We start from the raw sequence: 25,876 nt of genomic DNA, 5'->3' as shown, positions 1-25,876 counted from the left end.
CCCATGGAGGTTTTTCCTTGTCTCAACTAACCCTTTTGCGCAACGCCGAGGTGTTTGCCCCCGAACGGCTCGGGGCAACAGATGTGCTCCTGGCCGGGCAGACGATTGCGGCCATTGGCGACCTGTCGGCTGCGGCCGCACTCGCCGACGTCACAACCGTTGACGTTTCGGGTCGAACTTTGGTGCCTGGGCTGATCGACGGCCACCTCCACCAAATAGGCGGCTGTGGCTTGCAAGGCTACTCGTCTCGGGCCCCGGAGCTGTGGGCCGGCGAATTGGCCCTCGCCGGAATCACCACATCGGTCGCCACGCCGGGCATCGAGACCTTCACCAAGAATATGGACGCCGTCCTGGCGAAGGCCTATGCCCTTGAACAGGACGGATTGTCCACCTACGCATTCCTGGGAGGCTTCCGGAAACCGTTTCTGACGCTCACAGGGTCCATCCGCCGTGACCTGTACTTGATCGAGAAGCTCATCGGCATCAAGGTGGCCTTGGGCGACGCGGTGGCCAGCCGGTTCTCCAATGAGGAACTGATCGACTTGGCGGCCGAACTTGAATGGTCGTCGCGTGCGACCGGAAAAGCATGCATCATGCACGCCCACCTGGGCAGTCTGCCGGATCCGGCCGCCCAGCTGCTCCACACAATCAAGCACGCAATGGCAGCGCCCGAGCGATTCCAAGCAACTCACGGCAACAACACTGAGGAAACGCTCGCTGCAGCGGTTCAACTGACCAAAGCCGGTTGCGTCGTCGATCTCAACCCGCTGCTGGACCCGCTGCGCGGACAGGTCGGATCGATCGGCACACGGCACGCGGTGCCCAGACTGCTCGCTGCCGGGGTCGAGCTTTCGATGCTGACCATGAGCACGGACGGCAACGCGAACACTCCGGTCCTGCAGCGGGATGGATCCCGGGGCCCTTACATCAAGAATTTGGGCACTCTCTGGGAGGGAACCGTCGAATTGGTGCGCGAGGCTGACTTGAAGCTTGAGGATGCCCTGTCTCTGGTCACCACGAACCCGGCACGGGTGTTGCGGCTCGAAGAGCGCAAGGGCCGCATCGCCGTGGGACTCGACGCGGACCTCCTGGTCCTGGATGACGACCTGCAAATCCAGGACGTCTACTCCAAGGGCCGGTTGTTGGTCCACGGACGCCAGCCACTGGTCGCCTCAATGTACGAACACCACGACGACGAATATTAGGCCCGGCCATGTCGAAAATTTCCCAAGTGGAAGCACTCCCGACGCAGGAACTGACAATCGTGCCCCGGCGAAACCTCGGCAGAATCATCGCCGGCGTTCTGGTGACGGCATTCCTGGTCTGGGTGGCTGTCTCCTTTGCCAACGCACAGATCGATTGGGGTACGGTCCGGCACTACCTCACCGTGCCCGTCCTTATCCGAGGCGCGGGAACCGCCGTCGTATTGACCATTGTGGCGATGCTCCTCGGAGTGGTCCTCGGGATCGTCACAGCGGTCATGCGGTTGTCGACGAACCGGGTCGTCTTCGGTGTCGCCTGGCTGTACCTGTGGATCTTCCGGGGCACTCCGGTTTATGTGCAGCTGCTGGTGTGGTTCAACATCTCACTGATCTTCCCCTATTTTGGGATCCCCGGGGTGTTCGAGGCGCGAACGATCGATTTCCTGACCCCCTTCATCGCCGCCACCATCGCCCTCGGTCTCAATCAGGGCGCCTATGCCTCCGAAATCGTGCGGGCGGGAATCCTCTCCGTCGACGAAGGCCAAATTGAAGCGGCCAAGGCGATCGGTATGTCGCAGATGATGTTGATGAGGCGGATCATCCTGCCGCAAGCAATGCGGGTGATCGTACCGCCCCTGGGCAACGAACTCATCGGCATGTTGAAAACCACCTCGCTTGCGTCGGCTATTGGTGTCACCGAGATTCTCTCGGAGGCCCAACACATCTACTTCGTGAACAGTCGGATCATGGAACTGCTCATCGTCTGTTCCATCTGGTATCTCGCGGTGGTCACAGTGATGACGGCCGGTCAGTTCTATGTGGAACGGCACTTCGCCAAGGGGGCTTCCAGCAAGGTGCTGCCACTCACCCCGATCCAACAGATCAAACAGTTCTTCGGCGCCAAGAGGAGGGCAAGCCTGTGACGACCGAATTCCTCGTACGTGCAGAGAACGTACAAAAGAGCTTTGGGCATCATCAGGTTCTCAAAGGAATCAGCCTTGATGTTTCGCCAGGCGAAGTGGTCTGCCTGCTCGGCGCGTCCGGGTCCGGCAAGAGCACTTTCCTGCGCTGCATCAACCATCTGGAAACCGTGACCGGCGGACGAATCTGGTACCGGGGCCAGGTGATTGGCTACCGGCAGGAGGGCACGAACCTCAAGGAGCTCTCCAACACGGAAGCCGCCTTTCAGCGGCGGTCGATCGGAATGGTTTTCCAGCGTTTCAACCTCTTTCCCCATCTGACCGTCATCGAGAACATTATCGAAGGGCCCATCCAGGTCAAGCGGGAAAAGCCGGCCGAAGCCAGGAATAAGGCGCTCGAATTGCTGGCGCGCGTTGGTCTGACGGGCAAGGGGGATTCCTATCCGCGCCAGTTGTCCGGGGGGCAGCAGCAACGCGTGGCCATAGCCCGGGCCATGGCCATGAAACCGGACCTGATCCTCTTTGATGAACCTACTTCAGCATTGGACCCGGAGCTGGTCGGTGAAGTCCTCGACGTCATGAAGGACCTGGCCAGATCCGGGCTCACCATGATCGTCGTCACGCACGAGATCGGCTTCGCACGGGAGGTCGCCGACCGCGTGGCATTCATCTACGACGGCGAAATCGTCGAGATCGGTCCGCCCGCCCAGGTGCTTATCGCCCCGCAACATGACCGGACCAAAAATTTCCTCATGCGCGTGCTGTGAGCCGATAGCCGCCCACATTCCTGCACGCCAAATCATCCGCAGATAGCCATATAAGTAAGGGAAGCTCATGAAATCGATTCACTTTACTCCGATTGCTGCCGTTGGCACGGCCGCACTGCTTTTGCTTTCTGGATGTGCCATGTCCGGGCCTGCTTCCTCGGGGCCCGCCTCCGGCCAGGTCCCGGCGGCTGGCGCCGCCATTGCCCTGCCGGCTGACCTCAAGTCCAGCGGCACACTGCGGATCGGGGTGGCCCCCGACTTTCCACCGCTGGAGTCCCTGGACCCGAAGACGAACGACGTCGTGGGAATGGACATCGACCTGCAGAAGAAGATTGGCGAGACGCTGGGACTCAAAGTCGAGCTCGTGCAGTCGCCGTTCGACCAGCTCATCAACTCCTTGCAGACCGGACGCGTGGATATCGTGATGTCAGGAATCTCCGACACCGTGGAACGCCAGCAAACGATGGACTTCGTCGACTACTACAACTCGGCCGGCCGGTTGTTCACCCAGGCCGCGAATGCCTCCAAGTACACAACCGAAACGGACATTTGCGGCAAGACGCTTACCGTCAGTGGCAAGACCGACTATTTCGCCCAGGTCCAGGACCTCAGCAAATCGACCTGCGTGAGCGCAGGTAAGCCTGCCATCAACATCTTGCCGACCGACGGCAGCGCGGCCGCACAGCTTCAGGTTGAACAAGGACGCGCAGACCTGGCTGTCATGGGCGCTGAAAACTTGGCCTACAACGAGCAGACAAACCCCGGCAAATTTGCCGCGGTGTTTGCACCCCTGCCAGCGAAGCCGTTCGGTATCGCCATCAAGAAGGGCAATGGAGTCCTCAACCAGGCGTTGCTCGAAGCGCTCAACAAGATGGTCGCCGACGGCAGCTACAAGAGCATCCTGGAGAGTTTCAAACTCGGTGACGGTGCCATGACCCCGGTCATCAATGGCGTGAAGTCGTAGGCGAACACCCTACTCGCTACGCCGGGCCGCAAGGTGGGCGGAGCCAGGGTCAGCCGACGGCCGCGCGTCGCGACCAAATACGAAATTGAATTCTGCTATCGAGCAGGATTGCAATTTAGATGGTCTTAATACGTATTAAGATATATAACCCTCGTAATCGACGCCCGGTCGGTTACTGCACCGCGATGTGCGGTTGCCGGATGAACGGAGTATCAAAATATGAGAATCAAGCGGGTTTTGGCGTCCAAGGGGCTGGGCGGCTACTACTTCGATGACCTCCATGCGATCAAGGCAGGCGCCAAGAAGGACGGCTTCTTCTATCTCGGGGAACCCCAGGTCCCGGGCCAGTACAAGGTGCGCCAGCCGGGTGAGAGCATCTCCATCATTCTGGTGCTGGAGAGCGGGGAAGTCGCCTTCGGTGACGCCGTCGCCATCCAGTATTCGGGCGTCGTCGGCCGGGATCCGGTGTTGAGCGCAGACACATTTGCCCCCCATGTGGAAAAGTACATCGCACCGTGGCTTGTAGGCAGGGAATTGACATCGTTGCGCGAAATGTGCGGCGAGCTCGAGGCACTGCAAGGCCAAGACGGACCGCTTCACACGGGTCTGCGCTATGGCACCAGCCAGGCGATCCTGCAGGCGCTTGCCATGACACAGCGGCGGACTATGGCCGAGGTGGTGGCCGACGAGTACGGGACGACCGTCAGCGAGCAACACATTCCGGTGCTTGCTCAGTCCGGCGACGACCGTCATTCCGGGGCGGACAAGATGATTCTCAAACGGGTTCCCGCCATCACCCAAGGCCTGTTCAACCACGTGGACAAGATCGGAGAGTCTGGTGAGCGGCTCCTGGAATACGTCGAATGGCTTCGCACCAGGGTTGAAACCTTCGGCGACGCGGGCTACGCGCCGGTGTTCCACCTCGATGTCTACGGCATGCCGGGCGAGATATTCAACAATGATCCGGTGCGCACGGCCGAATACCTCTCCACGTTGGGCTGCGCCGCCAAGCCGTTCCAACTGCGCATCGAGGCCCCCGTTGACGGCGGCAGCCGCGACAGGACGATGGATCTCATGATCGCGGTGCGCAAGACGTTGGCCGAGATCGGCTCCGATGTGCAGATCTGCGCGGACGACTGGTGCAACACGTTGGCGGACATAAAGATTTTCGCCCGCTCCGGGGCCGCCGACATGATTCAGATCAAGGCGCCGGACCTCGGCTCGATCACAAATTCGATCGAAGCCGTGCAGTTCTGCCAAGGCAGCGGAGTGCAGGCCTTCCTGGGCGGCACGTGCAACGGAACGGACCAATCTAGCCGGGTCACTGTCCACGCCGCCATGGGTGCGAGGGCTGATCTCATCTACAACAAGCCGGGCATGGGTGTCGATGAGGGACTGATGATCGTCACCAATGAAATGTCGCGAATCTTGGCGCTGACAGGGTCCGGCAGCTAGGCGGCTGCCGAATTGTCCCAGCCGGGCTGCGTGCGGCCGGCGTCGTTCGCAGCCCGGAACCACACAGATTATTGAGGAGAAAATTGTGCTTGACGTAGTCATTACAGGGGCCAGGGTCGTAACACCGGCAGGCGTCGGCGATTTTGACATCGGCATCGAAGGCGAGAAGATCGTCGTCGTCGCCGCCCGTGGCCAGCTGCCGGAGTACAATGCCCGCGTGGTCGACGGCCGCGGCATGATCGCCGTCCCCGGCGGGATCGACCCACATGTGCACACATCCTGGCTGGTGCCGACTGCGGCGCAGGAAGGCATCAATTGTGCCGACGCCGAGCAGGTGAGCCGTGCTGCGGTGTATGGCGGCACAACCACGCTAATCGACTTCGCGATCTGGCGCCCGGGGATCACCTTGGCCAAGGCGTATGAAGAGAAGGCCGCCGACTGGAGCGACAGCTACACCGACTTTGCACTCCATGGGACCTTCAAGGGAGAAATCCCTTTCGAGACCATTGCTGAAATAGGCGACGCCATCCAGGATGGCCACACGAGCTTCAAGGTGTGGATGACCAATGCGACACCCAGCCGTCCGCCGCAGAAAACCGATCTGGGATATATGTGGGGAATCCTGGAGCAGACCCGGGACCACGGGGGCATGCTCGCCGTTCACGCCGAGGATGACGAGATAGTCATGTACTCATACAAGAAGCTCGCCCATGAAGGCCGCTGGGATTTCCCAAACGTACACCTTGCGCACAACACGCTCTCCGAGGCGCTGTCGTTCCGCCGCGTCATCGGGCTTGCCGAACGGGTGGGCGCACCGATCTACCTGATGCATGTCAGTGCCGCTGAAGGCGTTGCCGCCATTGCGGAATCACGCGCCAAGGGATTCCCGATCTATGGCGAAACACTTCAGCACTACCTTTCGTTCAACGCCGAGGCGTACAAAAAGGAAAATGGTCAGATCTACCACACGTACCCCTCGCTCAAGCCGGAAGAGGACAGGCTGGCGCTATGGAAAGGGCTGCAGGACGGGGTGCTCTCGACCGTCGCCACCGACGAAATGTGCACCGATCTGGCCACGAAGGTGCGGGGCAAGACGATTGATGATGTGACGGGCGGTCACGCCGGGGTGGAGGCGCGCATGGGCCTGATGTATTCGGAGATCGTGAACAAGCGCAACGGATCGCTCAATGACTTTGTCGACGCGACAAGTGCCAATGCCGCCAAAATCATGGGTCTCTACCCCCAGAAGGGCGCGATCGCGGTGGGAAGTGACGCCGACATCGTGCTGATGCGTCCCATCGACGAACGCCTGCTCTCCTACAAGGACATGCACGAGACCGACTACTCGGCTTGGGATGGCTACCCCGTGTCATGTTGGCCGCAAATGACGATGCTTCGTGGAAGGGTGCTTGTTGAACACGGAACGTTGGTCGTGACCAGCCCATCCGGACGCCTGCCCAAGCGGTCCATTGCGACGCCGGTGCTCGAGGGTCCGGCATGCTAGACCAGAGGATGCCTACGGAACAGGAACGCGTTGCCTCCTTCGCGGCACGCAGTGCCGGCCCGCTTGCCGGACTGCGAGTCATTGCGGTGGAGCAGTTCGGTGCCGGCCCGTTCGGGACGTTGTATCTGGCCGATCTGGGCGCCGACGTCATCAAGATCGAGGATCCAGGGGCCCGTGGAGACGTTGGCCGGCATGTGCCCCCGCACGCACGGGATGACAACAGCCTGTATTTCGAATCCTTCAATCGGGGCAAGCGAAGCATCGCCCTGGACTTGAAGACGGAAGCCGGGCGGGAGGCCCTCGACGTGCTGATCGGTTCAGCAGACGCGGTGTTCAGCAATCTGCGTGGCGACCTTGCCGAGACCATGGGATTGACCTACGCCCATCTGGGCAGGATCAATCCGGCGATTGTGTGCGTTGCCCTGACCGGCTACGGGCGTGACGGGGACCGGGCAAGCCTGCCCGCCTACGACGCGCTGATCCAGGCGGAGGTCGGCTGGGCGGCCGTGACTGGGGACGCGGACGCCCCTCCGACCAAGAGCGGGTTGTCCCTGGTCGACTACATTGGCGGCCTCACCGGGGCGCTGGGCCTCCTGGCCAAGGTGTTGGAGGCTCGCAGCACCGGGCACGGCGGGGACGTCGACGTCGACCTCTACCGGTCGGCACTCTCAATGTACGCATATCAGGCGACTTGGTTCCTTACCGAGGGAACGGCATCGCCGCGCAAACCCATGTCCGCCCATGCGAGCATCGTGCCGTTTCAGTTTTTTGAGACCTCGGACGGGCACCTCGCCGTCGCCTGTGCCAAGGAGAAGTTCTTCACTGAGCTTGTCGTTGCCATGGGGTTGCCGGAACTGGGCCAGGATGGCCGCTTCATCGACTTCGCGGCTCGCAACAGGAACAGGGAACTAGTCCTTGCCACTCTTGGTGAACGATTCCGCATGAAGACCAACGTCGAGTGGATCGAAACCCTGAACGGTCGAGTTCCAGTCGCCCCCGTGCGCTCGATGGAGGAGGCATTGGACCTGGACGAGCTTGACAGGTTGGGCATGCTGGCCCAATATTCCAGCCCAGTGTTTGGCCCTGTCAGGAGTGTCGGCAGCCCGATCACCGTCGCCGGATTCCAGCCGGAATACCGGGCAGCGCCCGGCTTGGGCGTTGACAGGCACCAGCTCCTTCGCGAAGCAGGCCTTGACGATCAAGCGGTGCATCGGTTGCGTGAGCGCGGAGCATTCGGAGACGACGGGGAGGATGAACGTGGAAATCGCTGAGCTTGGCGACGTGCACGCGCACACGAAATTCCGCGCAGATGTTCCGCCGGCATTGAGCGTTGCGCAGGGCGAAACGTTTGCCTTGGAGGCCTTGAGCATTCTCGGCCCCGGTCGAACAGCCTTGCCGACGAGCTATCAGGACCTGGTCATCCCGGTTACCGGTCCCGTCGCCATCGACGGCGTACTGGCCGGCGACACTGTCCGGATCGACATTGTCGCCATTGACATCGCCGAAGTCGGCGCCATGGTGACGCTGCCGGGCCACGGATTGTTCGGTGCCGAGGTCAAGGTCGACGGGAAGATCCTGCCCATCGAAAATGACCGTGTCGTCTTTGCCCCGGGAGTCGAAATACCTGTGGCCCCGATGCTGGGTAAGATTGGGATGGCCGTTCCTGGGGATGCCCCGGTGAGCAGCACGGTAGGGCATTTTGGGGGAAACATGGATAACAAGCATTTGGGCGCGGGAGCAAGTATCTATCTGCGCGCGCAGGTCGATGGCGGGATGGTCTACGCGGGTGACCTGCACGCGTGCCAGGCCGACGGCGAGTCATCGATGACCGCTGTCGAGGTGGCCGGCCGTGTCACCCTCAGGGCACGGGTGGTGCCGAAGCTACCCGTGGCAGTGCCCGTGGTGGTAACGTCACAGTCGACGATGACGATCGGTGCCGGAGACAGCTTGGAGGGTGCCTTAGTCGAGGCGTCAACGGCCATGTTGACCCTTTTGCGTCAGACCTGGGGCTGGTCAAGGGAAACGGCCGTAATGGCGCTCAGTCTGATCGGAGATGTGGGTGTGTGTCAGCTGGTGAATCCGCGCGTATCGGGCAAGGTGACGGTACCAAGCAAATACATAAGCGACCTGAACAACTGGGTCAAGCCGTGACGGAAGCGGACTCGAACTTGCTCGTGTTTGAAAGCGCCACCCCGTTGTATCGACAGATCGCGGAGCGCCTTTACAGTGAGATTGCCAGTGGACGGCTAGCTCCCGGGGCCGCACTTGGGTCGGAGGCCGACCTGCAGGAACAATTCGGGGTCAGCCGCGTGACGCTGCGCCAAGCAGTGGGACTACTGGTCGAACAGGGCCTCGTGGTGCGCAAACAGGGCAAGGGCACCTTTGTCGAGGCGAGTCCGCTCAAGTTTCCCCTCGACACGCTCGAGGGAACGACGCAGCTTGCGACGACGCTCGGACGCCCCACAACAAGCCAGGTCACCAGAATGCAAGCCATCAAGGGTTCATCGGTGATTCGGCAATTGCTTGATACGAAACCGGACGAGAACCTGATTCAGGTATGCCGCCTGGACTTCGCAGGAGATCAGCCATTGGCGTTCGCCACCATCCATCTGCCGGAGAGGATAGGATCGCGGCTGACCAAGCAAGAGCTGGAGCATGAGGCGCTCTATCCGCTCCTGGAGCGCACCCAGAGTGAGATCGCGACCCAGGCGGACGAAACAATCCAGGCCGCCGGGGCGAGCAAGGAAGTCGCCGAACGGCTCGGAATACCCGTTGGCGCGCCTATTCTCACCGTCGCAAGGACCACACGGAACCAGCACAATGTCCCGATCGAGTACAGCGTCATCGATTTCCGGGCGAACGCACTGCAGTTCTCGATTTCCCTGCGCCGGCGCATGGGGGAATTCAGCGTCCCGTATCGCTTTCAGGAACATCTGCGGTTCGGCGATGCAGAGGAACCGCAGCGCGATGGCGTAGGTCCGGCACATCTGGACCAGGAGTAGCCGTGGCAGCCGTCGAGCCGACCCGGTCCTTGACTTCGGTGGTCAGCGCAGCACCGAGCTGAGCAGCAGGCTCGTCTCGCTGTTCACGATGCCCTCAATGGACCGGATTCTTCCCAGCACGTGATCGAAGTCGGTCAAGTTTTCCGTGCTCAGTTCGGCCACGAGATCCCAGGCGCCATTGGTCGTGTGCAGGGCGCGAATCTGCGGCAGGCCCTTGAGCTGGCGGATCACCTTGTCGGTTGCCCTGCCCTCCACCTCAATGAGCGAGATGGCGCGAATGGCCTGCGGGTCCAGCTCGTCACGGACTCGCACCGAGAAGCCAACAACGGTCCCCGAGGCGACAAGACGCTCCAGCCGGCTGTTCACGGTCGCCCGGGAAACGTCAAGGGTTCGAGCCAGGCTCGCCACGGATTCCCTGCCGTTCTCCCGTAACGCGGACAGGAGGCGTCGGTCAAGATCGTCCAGAGCAGCCATGAGCAAATTGTACAGAGGGATGCGACATTATGCGCAGCTATGAAGCGAAATGTTGGGGTTTCGTCAATTGAACATCTAAATCGCCACTACGTACTGTGAAGGCAACAACACGAAAGGGGGCGCCATGACGCGCTTTGTCGACGTCGGGAACATGATCCGCTGGGCCGCGGACCGCGGGCCGGAGAACATCATCACCGAGATGGTCCGGTACCTTGAAGACGACTTCCGGCGTTGGGAGGAATTTGACAAGACTCCCCGCGTCGCCAGCCACACGCCCTTCGGCGTGATCGAGCTGATGCCCACCAGCGACCACGAAACCTACGGCTTCAAGTACGTGAACGGGCACCCCTCCAACCCGGGGCGCGGCTTCCAGACCGTGACGGCGTTCGGCGTCCTCGCCGATGTCCACAACGGCTATCCCACGTTCATTTCCGAGATGACCATCCTGACGGCCTTGCGGACCGCTGCAACGTCGGCCATGGTGGCCAAGACCCTCGCGCGCCGTGATGCGCGGCGCCTGGCCCTGATCGGCACAGGCAGCCAGTCCGAATTCCAGGCGCTGGCCTTCCGCGGCGTCCTGGGCATCGACAAACTGACCGTCTGGGACACCGACCCGGCCGCCATCGAGAAATTCGTCCGAAACGTGCGGCCGCTCGGTTTCGACGTCACCGTCGCCTCGTCCGCCGCCGACGCGGTACGGGAGGCCGACATCATCACCACCTGCACCGCCGACAAGGCGAAGGCCACCATTCTCACGGCGGACTCGATCGCGCCCGGCGTGCACATCAACGCCATCGGCGGTGACTGTCCCGGAAAGACCGAGTTGGACGCGGAAATCCTGGAACGCGGCGACGTCTTTGTCGAATTCGATCCGCAAACGCGCATCGAAGGGGAAATCCAGCAAATGCCGGCCGACTTCGCCGTGACGGAGTTCTGGCGGGTGCTCTGCGGCAACGCGCCGGGACGAACCTCCGACGACCAAATCACCGTCTTCGACTCGGTCGGCTTCGCCGTGGAAGACTTCTCAGCCCTCCGCTATGCCCGCGACTCCGTCGCCGGCACGGACTTCTTTGAGGAAATCGACCTCGTCGCGAACCCCGACGACCCGAAGGACCTGTTCGGTCTCATCGGCGCGCTGTCCCCGTCTCGGTGATTGAGCCTGTCGAAATCATCCTGGTCTCGACAAGCTCGACCGCCGTCTCGGTGATTGAGCCTGTCGAAATCCGGTCTCGACAGGCTCGACCACCGGGGGTCCCGACGAGCTCGACCACCGGGGTCCCGGTCTCGACAAGCTCGACCACCGGGGGTCTCGACAAGCTCAACCGCCGACCGGCTCCAACCGGACGACGACCGACTTGGACGTCGGCGTGCCGCTGACGTCCGCGGTGGAATCGAGCGGGACCAGGACGTTCGTCTCCGGGTAGTAGGCGGCGGCACAGCCGGCCGGGGTGGAGTAGGCGACCGCGCGGAAGCCCGGCGCACGCCGTTCCACCCCGTCGTGCCACTCGGAGACCAGGTCCACCATCGCATCCTCGGCGATGCCCAGCGATTCAAGGTCGGCCCGGTTGACGAATACGACGCGCCGGCCGCCGCGGATGCCCCGGTAGCGGTCGTCCTTGCCGTAGATGGTCGTGTTGTACTGGTCGTGCGAGCGCAGCGTCTGCAGTAGCAAGCGCCCCTCGGGGATGTGCGGGTATTCCAGCTCGTTGGCCGTGAAGTTCGCCTTGCCGGAATCCGTGGAAAACGAACGCGAATCCCGGGGCCCGTGCGGCAGGATGAACCCGCCCGGGACGTCGATCTTGGCCTCGAAGTCCTCGAAGCCGGGGATGACGCGGGCGATGTGCGCGCGGATGAGCGAGTAGTCGCCCGCCAGCGCCAACCAATCCGCCGCCGGCGCACCCGGGCGCGTGCCGTCGTCGTCCGTGGAAAACAGCAGCGAGGCGAGCCGGCACACGATGGCGACCTCGGAGAGCAGGTTGTCCGAGGCGGGGGCCAGCCGGCCGCGGGAGGCGTGCACGGCGCTCATGGAGTCCTCGACCGTGACGCGCTGGTCGCCGCCGGCCTGCGTGTCCCGCTCGGTGCGCCCCAGCGTGGGCAGGATCAGCGCCTGCCGGCCCGTGTACAGGTGCGACTTGTTCAGCTTCGTGGAGATCTGCACGGTCAACGAAAGCCGGCCCAGCGCCGCCTCCGTCACGGCCGAATCGGGGGTGGCCCGCACGAAGTTGCCGCCCATGCCCACGAACACGCGCGCCTTGCCGTCCCGCATGGCCGAGATGGCGGCGACCGTGTCATAGCCGTGCGCGCGGGGGGACGCGAACGCGAACTCGGCGTCCAGGGCGTCGTGGAAGGACGCCGGCATGCGCTCGAAGATGCCCATGGTCCGGTCGCCCTGCACGTTGGAGTGGCCGCGCACGGGGCACACGCCGGCGCCCGGCTTGCCGATGTTGCCCTGCAGCAGCAGCACGTTCACCACGTCGCGCAGCGTGGACACCGAGTGCTTGTGCTGCGTCAGGCCCATGGCCCAGCACACCACGGTCGCCTTGGACGCGAGCAGCCGCGCGCCGGTGGCGCGGATCTGCTCCAGGGAAAGGCCCGTCGCGGTGACGATCTCATCCCAGGAGACCGCCTCCAGCTGTGCCAGGCAGTCCGCGAGCCCGGCCGTGTGGGCGTCGATGAACGCGGTGTCGAACACCCGGCCCGTGTGCGCCGTGCCCGGGCGGTGGTGTTCCTCGAGCAGGAACTTCCCCAGCCCCTGGAACAGCGCCTGGTCGCCGCCGAGGCGGATCTGCAGGAAGTCGTCGGCCAGGGCGGTGCCGCCGCCGACCAGCCCGCGCACCGTCTGCGGGTTCTCGAAACGCATCAGCCCGGCCTCCGGCAGCGGGTTGACGGCCACGATCACGGCGCCGTTCTTCTTCGCCTTCTCCAGCGCGCTGAGCATGCGCGGGTGGTTGGTGCCCGGATTCTGCCCGGCGACGATGATCAGCTCCGCCTCGTACAGGTCTTCCAGGGACACCGAGCCCTTGCCGATGCCGATGGTCTCGGTCAGCGCCGACCCGGACGACTCGTGGCACATGTTCGAGCAGTCCGGCAGGTTGTTCGTGCCCAGCCCGCGCACCAACAGCTGGTACACGAACGCGGCCTCGTTGGAGGTGCGCCCGGACGTGTAGAAGATCCCCTCATTCGGGTCGTCCAGGGCGAGCAGTTCGTCGGCCAGGATGCCCAGCGCCCGCTCCCACGACACCGGCACGTAGTGGTCGGAGCCCTCCGCCAGGAACATGGGGTCGGTCAGCCGGCCCTGCTGGCCCAGCCAGTAGTCGTCGTGGCCGCGCAGTTCGCTGACGGAGTGTTGGGCGAAGAACGACGGCGGCACGCGCCGTCGCGTCGCCTCCTCGGCCACCGCTTTGGCCCCGTTCTCGCAGAACTCGGCCGCGTGCCGGTCCTTGCCTTCCGGCCAGGCGCAGCCGGGGCAGTCGAAGCCGTCCTTCTGGTTGACCTTGAGCAGGGTCTGCGCGGTACGGAGGGCGCCCATCTGGTCGAGCGAGACCTCCATGGAGTGCAGGATGCCGGGGATGCCGACGGCCTTCCGGGCAATGCCGCCGACCCTGAGTTTGGTCTCGTCAATATCGCTTTCGGGTGCCTTGCCCGCCATCCTGGGACTCCTTCGCCGTTGAAGCTCTAGTCTGATCATAGACGGATATTTTTTGGAGGAATCATGGGACGGCTGATCGAACGCGTGAAGGCCACGAAGGTTTTCGTGGCCGACGGGCGGCAGGTGCGGCGCGAGGAGGCGCTGGCCGTGGAGGAGCCGTTGGAGATCCGGCTCGGGCACGAACCGTTCACGGTCACGATGCGCATGCCCGGGGACGACTTCGACCTGGTGGCCGGGTTCCTCGTGTCGGAGGGCATCATCTCCGTGGCCGAAGAGCTGGTGTCGATGCGTTTCTGCGCCGGCGAGGACGAGTCCGGCCGGCAGACGTTCAACGTGGTCGAGGCGCAGCTGCGCCCGGACGTGGTGTTGCCGGGCGCGGCCGCGCAACGCCATGTGACGACGACGAGCGCGTGCGGGATCTGCGGCACCGCCTCGATCGACGCCGTGCGCAAGCAGTCGAGGTACCCGATCGCCGAATCGTCGGACGGGCCGCTTATCACCGCGACATTGCTGGCGGCGCTGCCCGACGCGCTGCGCGAGCAGCAGAAGGTGTTCGAGAAGACCGGCGGCGTGCACGCGGCCGGGCTGTTCTCCGCCGACGGGGAGCTGCTGTACCTGCGCGAGGACGTGGGCCGGCACAACGCCGTCGACAAGGTGGTGGGGGCCGCGCTGCGGGAGGGGGCACTGCCGCTGGCCGGGACGATCCTGCAGGTGTCCGGGCGGGCATCGTTCGAGCTGGTGCAGAAGGCCGTCATGGCGGGGATCCCGGTGTTGTCGGCCGTGAGCGCACCGTCGTCGCTGGCCGTGGAACTGGCGGCCGCGTCGTCGCTGACGCTGGCCGGGTTCAGCCGCGGCGCCACGCTGAACCTGTACACGCACCCGGGCCGGGTGGCCGTCGACGAGGCGGCGCTGAGCGCGTAGCACGGCGGCGCCGGGGCGTAGGATTGACGTTTGCCCCCACCGACCGTGAAAGAGGACCCCCATGAGCATGGAAGGCGCCGCCTGGAGCTCGCTGTGGAGCAGCATGCGCTCCGACAAGAGCAGCAGCGGCATCGCCAAGGACACGCCGCGGCGGACCCTGGGCTTCGCGAAACCGTACGCCGGCAAGCTGGCCGTGTTCGTGGTGCTGTCCGTGTGCTCGGCCGTGCTGGCCGTCGCCACGCCGGTGTTGGCCGGCCAGGTGGTGAACGCCATCGTCGCCAAGACCGGCGCCCAGGTGGTCATCAACCTGGCCCTGCTGATCGCCGCCGTGGCCGTGCTCGACGCCGGGCTGAGCCTGGTCATCCGGTGGATCTCGGCCAACCTGGGCGAACGCGTCATCCTGGACCTGCGCACGGCCGTGTTCGACCACGTCCAACGCATGCCCATCGCGTTCTTCACCCGGACCCGCACCGGCGCCCTGGTCAGCCGGCTCAACAGTGACGTCATCGGCGCCCAGCAGGCGTTCAGCGGCACGCTCTCCGGCATCGTCTCCAACGTCGTTGCCCTGGTCCTGACGCTCATCGTCATGCTGAACACGTCGTGGCTGGTCACGGTCCTGGCCATCGTGCTGCTGCCCATCTTCCTCATCCCGGCCCGGCGCTTTGGCTCCCGGCTGGCATCCATGCGCCGCGAGTCCGCGAACCTGAACGCGGACATGAGCACGCAGATGACCGAGCGTTTCTCCGCCCCCGGCGCCACCCTGGTGAAGCTGTTCGGCCGGCCCCGCGACGAGTCCCGCGAGTTCGCCGCCCGCGCCAACCGGGTCCGCGACATCGGCGTCCGCACGGCCGTCATGCAATTCGTGTTCTTCACCGCGCTGATGCTCGTCTCCTCGCTGGCGCTCGCGCTCGTCTACGGCTTGGGCGGCTACCTGGCCATCGCCGGCACGCTCAACGCCGGCGACGTCGTCGTGCTTGCCCTGCTGTTGACCCGCCTGTACGCGCCGCTGACCGCGCTGGCCAACGCCCGCGTGGACATCATGAGCGCGCTGGTCAGCTTCGACCGGGTGTTCGAGATCCTCGACCTGAAGCCGCTGATCCAGGAGAAGCCGGAGCCCACCCCGCTGCCGGCCGGGCCGCTGGGCGTCGAGTTCGACGATGTGCGGTTCGCCTACCCGTCGGCGGACAAGGTGTCGCTCGCCTCGCTGGAGGACGTGGCCGTGCTGGACACGCGCGGCGGCGAGCAGGTGCTGCACGGCATCTCGTTCCGGGCCGACCCCGGCCAGACCATTGCGCTGGTGGGATCCTCCGGCGCGGGCAAGTCGACCATCGCCCAGCTGCTGTCGCGGCTGTACGACGTCGACGCCGGGGCGGTGCGGGTGGGCGGGGTGGACGTGCGCGACCTCAGCTTCGACGGACTCCGGGCCGGCATCGGCATGGTCACCCAGGACGGGCACCTGTTCCACGAGTCGATCGGCTCCAACCTGCGCCTGGCCAAGCCGGACGCGACGGATGCGCAGATCTGGGATGTGCTCCAGCGCGCCCGGCTGGAGGAGTTCGCCAGGGCGCTGCCGGACGGGCTGGACACGGTGGTGGGGGAGCGCGGCTACCGGCTCTCCGGCGGCGAGCGGCAGCGGCTCACCATCGCCCGGCTGCTCCTCGTCCAGCCGGCCGTGGTCATCCTGGATGAGGCGACGGCGGCGCTGGACTCCACGAACGAGGCCGCGGTCCAGGCGGCGCTGACCGAGGCGCTCGAGGGGCGCACCGCCATCGTCATCGCGCACCGGCTCTCCACGATCCGCTCCGCCGACGTCATCCTGGTGGTCGAGGGAGGGCGGATCGTGGAACGCGGCACGCACGACGACCTGATAGCCGTCGGCGGGCGCTACGCGGAACTGCACCGGACCCAGTTCGCCCAGGCGGTGGCGGCCGTCACGGAGGCCCGGGACAACTGAGGCGCACGCCGGAGGGATCAGGAGGCGCGCAGGGCGGGAAGTACGTGCTCGGTCAGCAGCGGGGCCAGGTCGTCGTGGGAATGTGCCGCCGCGGGGTCCAGCCAGCGCAGCTCGGCGATCTCCGCCGCAGCGCTCACTGCGGACGGATCCCAGACGCCGGCGGCCGTGAACACGGTCGCCTCGATGTCGGTGTCCACCTCGTTCGCGGCGGCGGCCGTCCACACCCCCAGCAGCTCCAGCTCGTCCACGGACACGGCCAGCCCGGTCTCCTCGAGCAGCTCGCGCGCGGCCGCCGCCACGGCGGATTCGCCCGGTTCCGGCTTCCCGCCGGGGTGCATGAACTTGGAAGTGCCGTTCTTGCGTACGGTGAGCAGTTCCCCGGCCGGGTTGTAGAGGCAGACGGCGGAGACCTTCAGGACGTTTTTCACACCCTCCATGCTACCGGCGGGCCTGGACGAAACCGTCGACGGCGAGCAGCACCAGGGCGCCGGCGATGGGCAGGTAGGTCAGCAGCGCGGACGGCTCCAGGGCCTCCCCGAGGGCGACGGCCACGGCCACCAGCAGCACCGGTTCCACGTAGCCGAGCAGCCCGAACAGCGAGAGCGGCATGAGCCGGCTGGCCAGCAGGTACAGGATCATGGCGAAGGCGCCGAGCACCCCGATCGACCACACCGCCACGTAGCCGCCCGGGCCTGCCGTGCCGTGCACACCGTGCGGCCCGGCCAGGATGAAGTACAACCCCAGCGGCAGCAGCGCGAGAAGCTCGGCGGCGAACGCGCCGAGCGTGTCAAAGCCGATCTTGGCGCGCAGCACGAAGTAGACCGGATAGCCCAGGCACACCACGAGCGTGGGCCACGCCAGCCCGCCGGCGGACAGCGTCTGGTGCAGCACGCCCAAGGCGGCGGCCGCGACGGCGAGCGTGCGCCACAGGCCCAGCTTCTCGCCGAACAGGAACCGTCCCACCAGCACCATGGCCAGCGGCAGCAGGAAGTAGCCGAACGACACGGACAACGCCATGCCGTGCAGCGGGGCCCACATGAACAGCCACAGCTGCACGCCCACCAGGGCGGCAGCGAGCAGGCCCACCGGGACAAGTGCAGGCTTCGTGCGGATGCGGTGCAGGACGCGCGCCAATTCGGCCCGGCCCCACCGGAACCAGGGCAGCACCAGCAGCAGGGTTGGCAGAGTGAGCACCACGCGCCAGCCGAACACCTCCTCCGGCCCCCAGCCGTGCAACAGCCCGGCGATGAGGAAGATGGCCGCGAACAGGGCCGAACAGGTGAGGGAGGCGGCCGCACCGCGGCCCGCGGACCCTGCAGCGACGGCTGCGGGGACCTGAGCGCTCACGTGGTTTCCTTCGGCGCGTGGTCGCGCTGGTGGCGGGTTGTATTGTGCGCGAGGCGGGATTCGAACCCGCGACCTTCCCTTTAGGAGAGGGACGCTCTATCCTGCTGAGCTACTCACGCGTGCACGCGGTGAAACGTGCCGTACCTACTGTACCGGGTCGCCGCCCGTGCGCGGGACCGGACTGGGCTGGACCGGACGGGGCCGCACCGGACGACGACGACGGCGCCCCAAGACCAGCGCCACGACGATTCCCGCGAGCGAGAGCGCCAGCAACACCCAGGACAGCACCACCAGGACGGATGCCAGCGTCACGGCTCCCTCCGTCAATGTGGCCGCCCCGAGCATGGTGTCGATGGCCACGTTCGCCCACAGCTGGACGATGGCGAACAGCATCGGCGGCGCCCACAACGCCCAGCGCAGCGGCTTGCGCGCGACCTGCGTGGCCACGAGTGTCATGGCCGTGAACGCGAAGATCAGCGGGAACAGTGTGCCGGCCGTCTTGTGCACGAACTGCAGCTGGCCCAGGGCGTCGGCGTTCATGGCATGGCGCACCGACTCCACGTACGCCGGATCGAACCCGCCGTACAGTGAATCCGGCATGGCCAGCCCGCCGGACAGCTGCGTCATCTGGTTCAGCGTCAGCAGGTGGAAATAGGCGAACAGGAACGCGGTGGCCACGGACGCGGCGATGAGGATCAGGTTCGCGTTGCCCTGTGCCCGCTGCGGCGTGCGCGCCGTCGCCTGGTTCATGGGCACGGCGGCGGCGCCGTGCTTCCGGGCGCGTTGGGCGGGGGTTTTGGACATGCCGCCATTATCCCATCCACGGTCCGGTGACCAGGGTGGCGGCGCATCATGCGTTCAATCCTCACCAAGTGCGGGTGCGCGCGCCCAACACCCGCACTTGGCGAGGAATCAAGTGTGTACCCGGGAGTGGCACGCGGCACGCACTGTCCATCTAGAGTGGTCGTGTGCCCGCCACCGGAACCGCCCTTGACCCCGCCCTTGATCCCGCCCTCAGCGATGCCGACCTCGCCGCGGCGCTGGTCCGCAACGCCGCCGGGCTCGCCCTGGAGATGCGCGGCCGCGGGCTGAGCGCCGAACGCAAGACGAACGTGGCCGACGTCGTCACGGCCGCCGACCGCGCGGCCGAGGCCTACGTGCTCGGGCAGCTGCGCCGCACCCGCCCCCGGGACGCCATCGTCGGCGAGGAGGGCGCCAACGCGGCGGGCAGCTCCGGCCGGACCTGGGTGGTCGACCCCGTGGACGGCACATTCAACTTCTTCTCCGGATCGTCGTACTGGTGCTCGGCGCTGGCGCTCGTGGACGGCGACCCGGACCTTGATGCGGACGTCATCCTCGGTGCCGTGCACCAGCCGCAGGAGGACAGGCTGTGGCTGGGCGGCCGCGACCTGCCCGCCACGCTCAACGGCGCGCCCGTCGCCGTCGACGACCGCGCGATCGACCAATTGAGCGCCGGCACCTACATCCACCCCGGCTGGCTCGCCCAGGAGCGCGCCGCCGCCCCGTGGCACCGGGCCGCCGTGCTGCCGGCCACCTTGCGCATGCTCGGCTCCGGCTCCTGCGACCTCGGGCGCGTCGCCCAGGGCGAGCTGGGCGCCTGGTTCCAGCACAGCTGCCCGCCCTGGGACTTCCTGCCCGGGAAGGCGATCGTGCGCGCGGCGGGCGGGGACACCGCCGTCGTCCGCGTCAACGAGCTCGACTGGTTCATCGCCGGCCCCGGCGCCGCCGTCCACAGCCTCGCCGCCGCCCTGCGCGGCCGGTAGACGCACGACGACGGCACTCGCCGCGGGCGGGCGCGGACCGGTTGCCGGGGGTCACTAGCGTCCAGTGCCCTCCCCGGGCTCGCTGCGCTCGCCCGGGGCCCCTCGGTCACTAGACTGGTAGGCACCATGGACATGTTGTTTGACCCCTATGCGCGCGCGCCGAAAACCGCCCCCGCTCCCGCCCAACTGGACGCCGGGGCCCTGCTGGCCGGACTGAACCCGGAACAGGAGGCGGCCGTCACCCATGCCGGGTCACCGCTGCTGATCGTCGCCGGCGCCGGGTCGGGCAAGACGCGCGTGCTCACCCACCGGATCGCGTACCTGCTGGCCACCGGGCGGGCGCACCCGGGGCAGATCCTGGCCATCACTTTCACGAACAAGGCCGCGGCGGAGATGCGCGAACGCATCGGCGCGCTGGTGGGCGAGCCGGCGAGGAACATGTGGATCTCCACGTTCCACTCGTCCTGCGTGCGCATCCTGCGGCGTGAGGCCAAAACCATCGGGCTGAACACGAACTTCTCCATCTACGACTCCGCCGATTCGCTGCGGCTCATCACGCTCGTGGCCAAGGGGCTGGACCTGGATCCGAAGAAGACGCCCCCGAAGACGCTCATGCACAAGATCTCGGCGTTGAAGAACGAGCTCATCGACGCCGACGAGTACGCCGGCACGGCCAACCACGCCGACCCCGTCGAGGCGGCCGTCGCCGAGGTGTACAAGGGGTACGACACCCGCCTGCGGCAGGCCAACGCCATGGACTTCGACGACCTGATCGCCCAGACGGTGTTCATGTTCCGCGCGTTCCCGGGCATCGCCGAGTCGTACCGGCGGCGCTTCCGGCACGTGCTCGTCGACGAATACCAGGACACCAACCACGCCCAGTACGCGCTGGTGCGGGAGCTCGTCGGGGGGCCGGTGAGCGAGCCTGTCGGGGGGTCGGTGATCGAGCCCGTCGAGATCCCGACAAGCTCAACCACCGGTGATCGAGCCCATCGAGATCCAGACATCCCGCCGGCCGAGCTGACCGTGGTGGGCGACTCGGACCAGTCGATCTACGCGTTCCGCGGCGCCGACATCCGCAACATCGTGGAGTTCGGGAAGGACTACCCGGACGCGCGCACCATCAAGCTGGAACAGAACTACCGGTCCACCCAGACCATCCTGAACGCCGCCAACGCGGTGATCTCGCGCAACCCGAACCGGCCGTCGAAGCGGCTGTGGACGGCCGAGGGCGACGGCGAGAAGATCATCGGCTACGTGGCCGAATCCGAGCACGAGGAGGCCCGGTTCATCGCCGAGGAGATCGACAGGCTCACCGACGAGACGGACATCCGGCCCGGCGATGTGGCCATCTTCTACCGCACCAACGCGCAGTCGCGCGCCATCGAGGACATCCTGGTCCGGGTGGGGCTGCCGTATCGGGTGGTGGGCGGCACGCGCTTCTACGAGCGCAAGGAGATCAAGGACGCACTCGCCTACCTGCGCGCGCTGGTGAACCCGGACGACGACGTCAACCTGCGCCGGGTGCTCAACGAACCCAAGCGCGGCATCGGGGACCGGGCCGAGGGCGCGGTGGCGGCGCTGGCCGACCGGGACCGGATCTCCTTCTGGGCGGCGCTGCAGCGGGCCGAGGACGCCCCGGCCATGGCCACGCGCTCGCTGAACGCGGTCAACGCGTTCGTGAAGATGATGGGGGACCTGGCCGAGGTGGCGGCGTCCTCCGGCGCGGCGACGTCGCTGGAGGCCGTGCTGGAGCAGACCGGCTACCTGGAGACGCTGCGCAAGAGCTCGGACCCGCAGGACGAGTCCCGGGTGGAGAACCTGGCCGAGCTGGTCGCCGTCGTACGCGAATACGAGCGCGACAACCCTGAGGGGACCCTGGGCGGTTTCCTCGAACAGGTGTCCCTGGTGGCGGACGCCGACCAGATCCCGGACGCGCCCGGCGGGTCGGCCGAGGACGCGGCGGCCGCGGTCGCCGAGGCCAAGCGGCTGGGTGTCGTCACGCTCATGACGCTGCACACGGCCAAGGGGCTCGAGTTCCCGGTGGTGTTCCTGACCGGCATGGAACACGGGATCTTCCCGCACGCCCGCTCGGCTGCGGACCCGTCGGAACTGGCCGAGGAGCGGCGACTGGCCTACGTCGGCCTGACCCGGGCGCGGAAGCGGCTGTACCTGACCCGGTCCGAGGTGCGCAGCCTGTGGGGGCAGAGCCAGTACAACCCGGCCAGCCAGTTCATCGGCGAGGTCCCGGCGGAGCTGATCGACTGGAAGCGGGAGGGCACCGACCGTATCGCCCCCGCCTCTCCCGGGTTCGGGTCCAGCCGGTACTCGGGGTCCTATTGGGGGGCGGGCACCGCCGTGGGTGGCCGCGATTCGGGCCAGTTGCCGGCGAGCCTGTCGTCGCGGAACGTGGCGGGGCGCGTGCAACCGCAGAAGGAGGTCATCTCCGTGGCGATCGGCGACAAGGTCAACCACACGTCGTTCGGCAACGGCACGGTGCTGGCCGTCGAGGGCGCCGGCGACAAGGCCGTGGCCAAGGTGAAATTCGACATCGGCGAGAAGCGGCTGCTGCTCCGCTACGCGCCGCTTACGAAGGTCGACTCGTAGTCAACCTTGCGTGGATGCAAGGTGTGGCGGTGTCAAACAACCGCACGGCCCCAACGCACCGTCACGGGCTCGCCTCACCTTCGTTCGGCCCTGCCATCCTCGCCATGGTGTTTGCCATGGTGCCTGGGCACCCGTTGGCGCCTCAACCCGGTCTCGCGTTGATGGCAACGGATCGAACACCGTCATGGGTGCCAACTACGTTGGGAACATCGGTGCCGGTCGACGGCGGTTCGGTGCCCCCACTCGTTGACGGTCACGAGGGTGCGTCGCCCGCGGGCCTGACACTGGACTCGGCCACCAGGCGGCTCCCGGGCACGCCCACCCCCAGTCCCGGCCGTGCCCGGCTGGCGCCGGTGCGGCCCTGGCCGGTGGGCGTCTTCTTCGGCGTCACCGCAAGAGCAGCCAGGGCGTTTTTCTGGGCGGTGAGGTCGTGGTCGTTGGTGGATACCCGCGCGTATCCGATCAGGAGTCCGGGCAAGGTGCTGAATGTACCGTTTAGCCTCTCCTCGGGCATTTTCGCGGGCGGGTCCTACGGGAATCGGGTGGTCGCGGAAGCGCAGCGATCGCGATCCGACATCCTTCAACGGCACGTGACCCGTTCAGCGACCGTCTTACGGGCGCGACACGTCCGTAAGTTCGCGCGCCACGCGGTAGCGGAGGTAGACGACTNGGTGCGGGTCTCGGCGAGTTCGAGATCCACCCGGCGTTCGTGCCGGGGAAAGAACGGAATGCCACCGCCCACCAGCACCGGGTAGACCATGGCCCGGTACTCGTCGATCAGGCCCAACGCGGCCGCCTCGGCGGCGAGAGTCGCGCCGCCGATCGCGATGTCGCCCTCCCCCGGCTCGGCTCGCAACCGCTCGATCTCCTCCGCCAGGCCGCCGGAGACCAGGCGGGCATTGCCCTGCACCGCGGGCAGCGTGGTGGAGAACACCACCTTTGGGAGCGGCTTCCAGAGCGCGGCCCACTCGAGCTCTGCGTCGTCGAGCAATGGGTCCTGGTCGGCGGTCTCCCAGTACAGCATCGTCTCGTACAGCCGTCGTCCCAACAGGTGGACGCCGACCTCTCGAATCTCGTCGATCCAGAAGCGAAAGACCTCCTCGTCGGGCGCCGTCCAGTCGAAGCCGCCGTCCGGCCCGACAATGTAGCCGTCAAGTGAGACGCCCATCGAATAGGTCACGCTGCGCATCAGAAGTCCTCCTCGGTAACGGGTCCGGCAATACTACCGCCGGACGCCGCAGGGCTCATCGCGGCTCGCGGAATACCCTGGGCTCTGAAGGACCAATGCAGTCTTCGGGCATGAGACCGACCGTTCGTCGGCATCGCATCGAGGATAGAATCGCCGCGTCCGTTGAAGGATCGGCCTACGGGACAGGAGCAATAGCAAGTAAGTCCGCGGAGTGTCGATTGTTCGGCCTGCATGTCCAGAAGGTTATTCTTAGCGTCTGACCGCACCAAAAGCCTTCCTTAGCCACGCGACCGAGGACAAGGAACGATTTGCTGTGCCGTTCGCTGTCGCACTGAGAACCAAGGGAATCGACGTATGGGTTGATCAGTGGGAGATCAAAGCCGGAGATTCCTTGGTCAAGAAGGTCTTTACCGGCGGCATTGACGATGCCTCGATCTTTATCGTCGTTCTATCGCCCATCAGCGTAACCAAACCTTGGGTTTCCGAAGAGCTGGATGCTGCGGTTGTCCGTAAGATCGAGGGTTCCTGCAAGATTATTCCGGTTGTCCTGGATGGTGCGGAAGTGCCGGCACCTTTGAAGCACTTGCTCTGGGTCTCCGAGAGCAAGCAGGGATTTGACGGTGTTGTTAGCGAAGTAGTTCGGTCGGTATTCAACCTGGAAACGAAACCCCCGCTCGGGGCGCCTCCCTCTTACATGTCGATGGACCACCTTGCGGCACTGACGCCGAACGGGATCGACAACATAGTTCTCAATGTCATCGTCGACCACCAACTGGATCCCCGGCATGGCGGGCTCAACAACGAAACGATGGTGGAGAAGGTTGCGCCTTACGATATCTCCCCGGAGGCCCTAACCGAGAGCGTTTCAGTGCTCTCGGAGCGGGGTGATATCAAGCTTCAACGTGTCTCAGGTGGGGCGTGGCTTGTCATGGGGATTCCAGATTGCACGCTCCTTAACGCACTGCAGGCAAGGGGAGTGGATGTTGGCGGCATTGAAAAGCGGCTATTGGCCTCTCTCGTCAATAACCCCGGGCAGCGGGTTTCGGGTTTTGAGGATTGCGATCCAGAACTCGTGTTTGCCCTCTTGAGGTCTTTGGAAGCGAAAGACCTGATCACAGGAACGAAGATCCTTGATGGCTCCGTTATCGTCCACTCCGTGTCTGCCTCAGCATCTCGTTACATCCGTCAGTTGGGATAACCGAGAAAGGGCCCGTTCAGGGTTGGTGATTTGAACGAGGCGATCGAGAATTATCGAGATGGTATCAATTTGCCTCTCGCCACTGGACGGGCTTGCGTATCCCGAGCTCATCGAGGCGGCCAGCCAGGTCGCCCACAGGGCTGGGGCGTCGCAGTGTAGGCTCCTAACCATGACGTTGCCAACCCGAGGAGCATGGTGGCCTGGCTTAAACGCAAGGAGAGGCCGACTGTCACGGTCACGATGAGCACACCCCAGAGCACCTACGTGCCGCCCGAGGACACACGCACGAACATCTGTCCGAACTGCGGCGCCGAGTTGAAGAAGGTGCCCGGGGCGAAGACGAAGTGTCCGGGTTGCGGTAGGTACATTTACGTCCGCACGGATCCGCGTATCAATGCCCGCATCGTCGTCGGTGAGGATCAGCTCGAAGGGGTCGATGACGCCATCGCTGTTGCGAATGGCACTTGGGAGGAACGGAAAGCGCAGAAAGAGCACCGAGCACAGGCGGTCGCAGCTCTCACCAAACAGTTCGGAATGACGCCCAACGATGCGGACGTGAATTGGCGGATGTGGAATGAGGACTTTCTGACTGCGGCCGCCAAGCGAGATACCAACACGATGTTCTCGGTGTCGTGGAAGATGGTGGACCAGTTGGGACGCGAGAAGAAGTACACCGACGCCGTGGTCGTCGCGGCGCGCGGCATCATCATGAACTGGGCCGACTTCGACCATGAAGTCCTCCCCGCATGGACCGACTACATCGAAAAGGCAATCAAGAGCGGCATCTCCCTCACCGAGGCGCACGGCCTTTTCGTGAAGGGCGCAGTCGCGGTCGCCACCATCCCGAAATACAAGGTCGATGTCGACCGGGCCTGGAAGGACGTTGTGAAGGTGCTCGGGAAATAGGCGCCTGAACCCTGTTTCCCTGCACTATGCGGG

Annotated in this window: 23 protein-coding genes and 1 tRNA gene; 16 read left to right on the top strand and 8 right to left on the bottom strand. The window is 65.3% G+C overall.

What is annotated here, in order from left to right:
* Window positions 1-35: 35 nt before the first annotated feature.
* From EJC77_RS02875 to EJC77_RS02835, 9 genes are all read left to right on the top strand, one after another.
* Complete coding sequence (locus EJC77_RS02875; RefSeq protein WP_164520298.1) at window positions 36-1,205, top strand: amidohydrolase family protein; 1,170 nt, start codon at window positions 36-38, stop codon at window positions 1,203-1,205.
* Between the two features lie 8 nt (window positions 1,206-1,213).
* Entirely contained in the window at window positions 1,214-2,125 is a 912-nt protein-coding gene (locus EJC77_RS02870; protein WP_125610071.1) for an amino acid ABC transporter permease, read from the top strand.
* A complete protein-coding gene (locus EJC77_RS02865) occupies window positions 2,122-2,889 on the top strand; it encodes an amino acid ABC transporter ATP-binding protein (RefSeq protein WP_125610070.1) in 768 nt (255 codons plus the stop codon). Before EJC77_RS02870 ends, EJC77_RS02865 begins: the two co-directional genes overlap by 4 nt.
* Before the next feature lie 67 nt (window positions 2,890-2,956).
* Window positions 2,957-3,853: an ABC transporter substrate-binding protein gene (locus tag EJC77_RS02860; RefSeq protein ID WP_125610069.1), complete on the top strand. Its 897-nt coding sequence runs from the start codon at window positions 2,957-2,959 to the stop codon at window positions 3,851-3,853.
* Window positions 3,854-4,072: 219 nt separating this feature from the next.
* Window positions 4,073-5,308, top strand: a complete 1,236-nt coding sequence (locus tag EJC77_RS02855; RefSeq protein WP_125610068.1) for a methylaspartate ammonia-lyase — start codon at window positions 4,073-4,075, stop codon at window positions 5,306-5,308.
* 85 nt (window positions 5,309-5,393) lie between these two features.
* A complete protein-coding gene (locus EJC77_RS02850) occupies window positions 5,394-6,812 on the top strand; it encodes a dihydroorotase (RefSeq protein ID WP_164520297.1) in 1,419 nt (472 codons plus the stop codon).
* 8 nt (window positions 6,813-6,820) lie between these two features.
* The gene (locus tag EJC77_RS02845; RefSeq protein ID WP_164520296.1) at window positions 6,821-8,083 is read left to right on the top strand and encodes a CaiB/BaiF CoA transferase family protein; all 1,263 of its coding nucleotides are present in this window, start codon (window positions 6,821-6,823) and stop codon (window positions 8,081-8,083) included.
* On the top strand, window positions 8,070-8,963 hold the full coding sequence (locus EJC77_RS02840; protein WP_164520295.1) for an acetamidase/formamidase family protein: 894 nt from the start codon (window positions 8,070-8,072) through the stop codon (window positions 8,961-8,963). Before EJC77_RS02845 ends, EJC77_RS02840 begins: the two co-directional genes overlap by 14 nt.
* Window positions 8,960-9,814 carry a GntR family transcriptional regulator gene (locus EJC77_RS02835; RefSeq protein WP_164520294.1) on the top strand — a complete coding sequence of 285 codons (855 nt, stop codon included), beginning with the start codon at window positions 8,960-8,962 and terminating at the stop codon, window positions 9,812-9,814. Before EJC77_RS02840 ends, EJC77_RS02835 begins: the two co-directional genes overlap by 4 nt.
* Before the next feature lie 42 nt (window positions 9,815-9,856).
* Here EJC77_RS02835 and EJC77_RS02830 read toward each other — a convergent pair whose 3' ends face one another.
* On the bottom strand, window positions 9,857-10,288 hold the full coding sequence (locus tag EJC77_RS02830; protein WP_125610063.1) for an Lrp/AsnC family transcriptional regulator: 432 nt from the start codon (window positions 10,286-10,288) through the stop codon (window positions 9,857-9,859).
* A gap of 124 nt (window positions 10,289-10,412) precedes the next feature.
* Between EJC77_RS02830 and EJC77_RS02825 the strand changes: the two genes are divergently transcribed.
* Window positions 10,413-11,441, top strand: a complete 1,029-nt coding sequence (locus tag EJC77_RS02825; protein WP_125610062.1) for an ornithine cyclodeaminase — start codon at window positions 10,413-10,415, stop codon at window positions 11,439-11,441.
* 165 nt (window positions 11,442-11,606) lie between these two features.
* Here EJC77_RS02825 and EJC77_RS02820 read toward each other — a convergent pair whose 3' ends face one another.
* Window positions 11,607-13,937 carry an FdhF/YdeP family oxidoreductase gene (locus EJC77_RS02820; protein ID WP_125610061.1) on the bottom strand — a complete coding sequence of 777 codons (2,331 nt, stop codon included), beginning with the start codon at window positions 13,935-13,937 and terminating at the stop codon, window positions 11,607-11,609.
* 63 nt (window positions 13,938-14,000) lie between these two features.
* On the opposite strand from EJC77_RS02820, the gene fdhD reads away from it, so the two are divergent.
* Together fdhD and EJC77_RS02810 are read left to right on the top strand one after the other, a co-directional pair.
* The gene (gene fdhD / locus EJC77_RS02815) at window positions 14,001-14,858 is read left to right on the top strand and encodes a formate dehydrogenase accessory sulfurtransferase FdhD (protein ID WP_125610060.1); all 858 of its coding nucleotides are present in this window, start codon (window positions 14,001-14,003) and stop codon (window positions 14,856-14,858) included.
* 61 nt (window positions 14,859-14,919) lie between these two features.
* Window positions 14,920-16,812 carry an ABC transporter ATP-binding protein gene (locus EJC77_RS02810; protein ID WP_125610059.1) on the top strand — a complete coding sequence of 631 codons (1,893 nt, stop codon included), beginning with the start codon at window positions 14,920-14,922 and terminating at the stop codon, window positions 16,810-16,812.
* 17 nt (window positions 16,813-16,829) lie between these two features.
* Here the strand turns inward: EJC77_RS02810 and EJC77_RS02805 are convergent, their stop codons facing one another.
* The 4 genes from EJC77_RS02805 to EJC77_RS02790 all read right to left on the bottom strand — a co-directional run bounded on the left by EJC77_RS02805 (window position 16,830) and on the right by EJC77_RS02790 (window position 18,963).
* Window positions 16,830-17,240 (bottom strand): NUDIX hydrolase, encoded by a 411-nt coding sequence (locus tag EJC77_RS02805; protein ID WP_240629698.1) that lies wholly within the window; start codon window positions 17,238-17,240, stop codon window positions 16,830-16,832.
* Between the two features lie 10 nt (window positions 17,241-17,250).
* Window positions 17,251-18,159 (bottom strand): EamA family transporter RarD, encoded by a 909-nt coding sequence (gene rarD / locus EJC77_RS02800; RefSeq protein WP_125610057.1) that lies wholly within the window; start codon window positions 18,157-18,159, stop codon window positions 17,251-17,253.
* 45 nt (window positions 18,160-18,204) lie between these two features.
* Window positions 18,205-18,278 (bottom strand) — tRNA-Arg (locus EJC77_RS02795).
* 25 nt (window positions 18,279-18,303) lie between these two features.
* Window positions 18,304-18,963, bottom strand: a complete 660-nt coding sequence (locus EJC77_RS02790) for a hypothetical protein (RefSeq protein ID WP_240629696.1) — start codon at window positions 18,961-18,963, stop codon at window positions 18,304-18,306.
* Window positions 18,964-19,127: 164 nt separating this feature from the next.
* On the opposite strand from EJC77_RS02790, the gene EJC77_RS02785 reads away from it, so the two are divergent.
* Together EJC77_RS02785 and pcrA are read left to right on the top strand one after the other, a co-directional pair.
* Window positions 19,128-19,943 (top strand): inositol monophosphatase family protein, encoded by an 816-nt coding sequence (locus EJC77_RS02785; RefSeq protein ID WP_240629694.1) that lies wholly within the window; start codon window positions 19,128-19,130, stop codon window positions 19,941-19,943.
* Between the two features lie 126 nt (window positions 19,944-20,069).
* The gene (gene pcrA, locus EJC77_RS02780) at window positions 20,070-22,550 is read left to right on the top strand and encodes a DNA helicase PcrA (RefSeq protein ID WP_476712877.1); all 2,481 of its coding nucleotides are present in this window, start codon (window positions 20,070-20,072) and stop codon (window positions 22,548-22,550) included.
* Between the two features lie 253 nt (window positions 22,551-22,803).
* Here the strand turns inward: pcrA and EJC77_RS02775 are convergent, their stop codons facing one another.
* Window positions 22,804-23,028, bottom strand: a complete 225-nt coding sequence (locus EJC77_RS02775; RefSeq protein WP_338069454.1) for a recombinase family protein — start codon at window positions 23,026-23,028, stop codon at window positions 22,804-22,806.
* A gap of 102 nt (window positions 23,029-23,130) precedes the next feature.
* Window positions 23,131-23,739: a dihydrofolate reductase family protein gene (locus EJC77_RS02770; protein ID WP_205786803.1), complete on the bottom strand. Its 609-nt coding sequence runs from the start codon at window positions 23,737-23,739 to the stop codon at window positions 23,131-23,133.
* A 256-nt stretch (window positions 23,740-23,995) separates the two neighbouring features.
* Here EJC77_RS02770 and EJC77_RS02765 point away from each other — a divergent pair, with 256 nt between their 5' ends.
* Together EJC77_RS02765 and EJC77_RS02760 are read left to right on the top strand one after the other, a co-directional pair.
* Window positions 23,996-24,937, top strand: coding sequence for a toll/interleukin-1 receptor domain-containing protein (locus tag EJC77_RS02765; protein ID WP_125610056.1), 942 nt, complete (start codon window positions 23,996-23,998; stop codon window positions 24,935-24,937).
* 192 nt (window positions 24,938-25,129) lie between these two features.
* Window positions 25,130-25,843, top strand: a complete 714-nt coding sequence (locus tag EJC77_RS02760) for a zinc ribbon domain-containing protein (protein ID WP_125610055.1) — start codon at window positions 25,130-25,132, stop codon at window positions 25,841-25,843.
* Window positions 25,844-25,876 lie beyond the last annotated feature (33 nt).

The sequence above is a fragment of the Specibacter cremeus genome (genome assembly GCF_003946885.1).
GTDB classification, from domain to species: Bacteria; Actinomycetota; Actinomycetes; order Actinomycetales; family Micrococcaceae; genus Specibacter; species Specibacter cremeus.
Note: the sequence above shows the minus strand (reverse complement) of the source record. Positions and strands in the feature narration are given on the sequence as shown.

What these genes read in the sequence shown, in the direction of transcription:
- EJC77_RS02870 (WP_125610071.1), top strand. Translation starts at nt 1,214, where the DNA reads ATGTCGAAAATTTCCCAAGTGGAAGCACTCCCGACGCAGGAACTGACA.
- EJC77_RS02860 (WP_125610069.1), top strand. Translation starts at nt 2,957, where the DNA reads ATGAAATCGATTCACTTTACTCCGATTGCTGCCGTTGGCACGGCCGCA.
- EJC77_RS02855 (WP_125610068.1), top strand. Translation starts at nt 4,073, where the DNA reads ATGAGAATCAAGCGGGTTTTGGCGTCCAAGGGGCTGGGCGGCTACTAC.
- EJC77_RS02845 (WP_164520296.1), top strand. Translation starts at nt 6,821, where the DNA reads ATGCCTACGGAACAGGAACGCGTTGCCTCCTTCGCGGCACGCAGTGCC.
- EJC77_RS02830 (WP_125610063.1), bottom strand. Translation starts at nt 10,288, where the DNA reads ATGGCTGCTCTGGACGATCTTGACCGACGCCTCCTGTCCGCGTTACGG.
- EJC77_RS02825 (WP_125610062.1), top strand. Translation starts at nt 10,413, where the DNA reads ATGACGCGCTTTGTCGACGTCGGGAACATGATCCGCTGGGCCGCGGAC.
- EJC77_RS02820 (WP_125610061.1), bottom strand. Translation starts at nt 13,937, where the DNA reads ATGGCGGGCAAGGCACCCGAAAGCGATATTGACGAGACCAAACTCAGG.
- fdhD (WP_125610060.1), top strand. Translation starts at nt 14,001, where the DNA reads ATGGGACGGCTGATCGAACGCGTGAAGGCCACGAAGGTTTTCGTGGCC.
- EJC77_RS02810 (WP_125610059.1), top strand. Translation starts at nt 14,920, where the DNA reads ATGAGCATGGAAGGCGCCGCCTGGAGCTCGCTGTGGAGCAGCATGCGC.
- EJC77_RS02790 (WP_240629696.1), bottom strand. Translation starts at nt 18,963, where the DNA reads ATGTCCAAAACCCCCGCCCAACGCGCCCGGAAGCACGGCGCCGCCGCC.
- pcrA (WP_476712877.1), top strand. Translation starts at nt 20,070, where the DNA reads ATGGACATGTTGTTTGACCCCTATGCGCGCGCGCCGAAAACCGCCCCC.
- EJC77_RS02760 (WP_125610055.1), top strand. Translation starts at nt 25,130, where the DNA reads ATGGTGGCCTGGCTTAAACGCAAGGAGAGGCCGACTGTCACGGTCACG.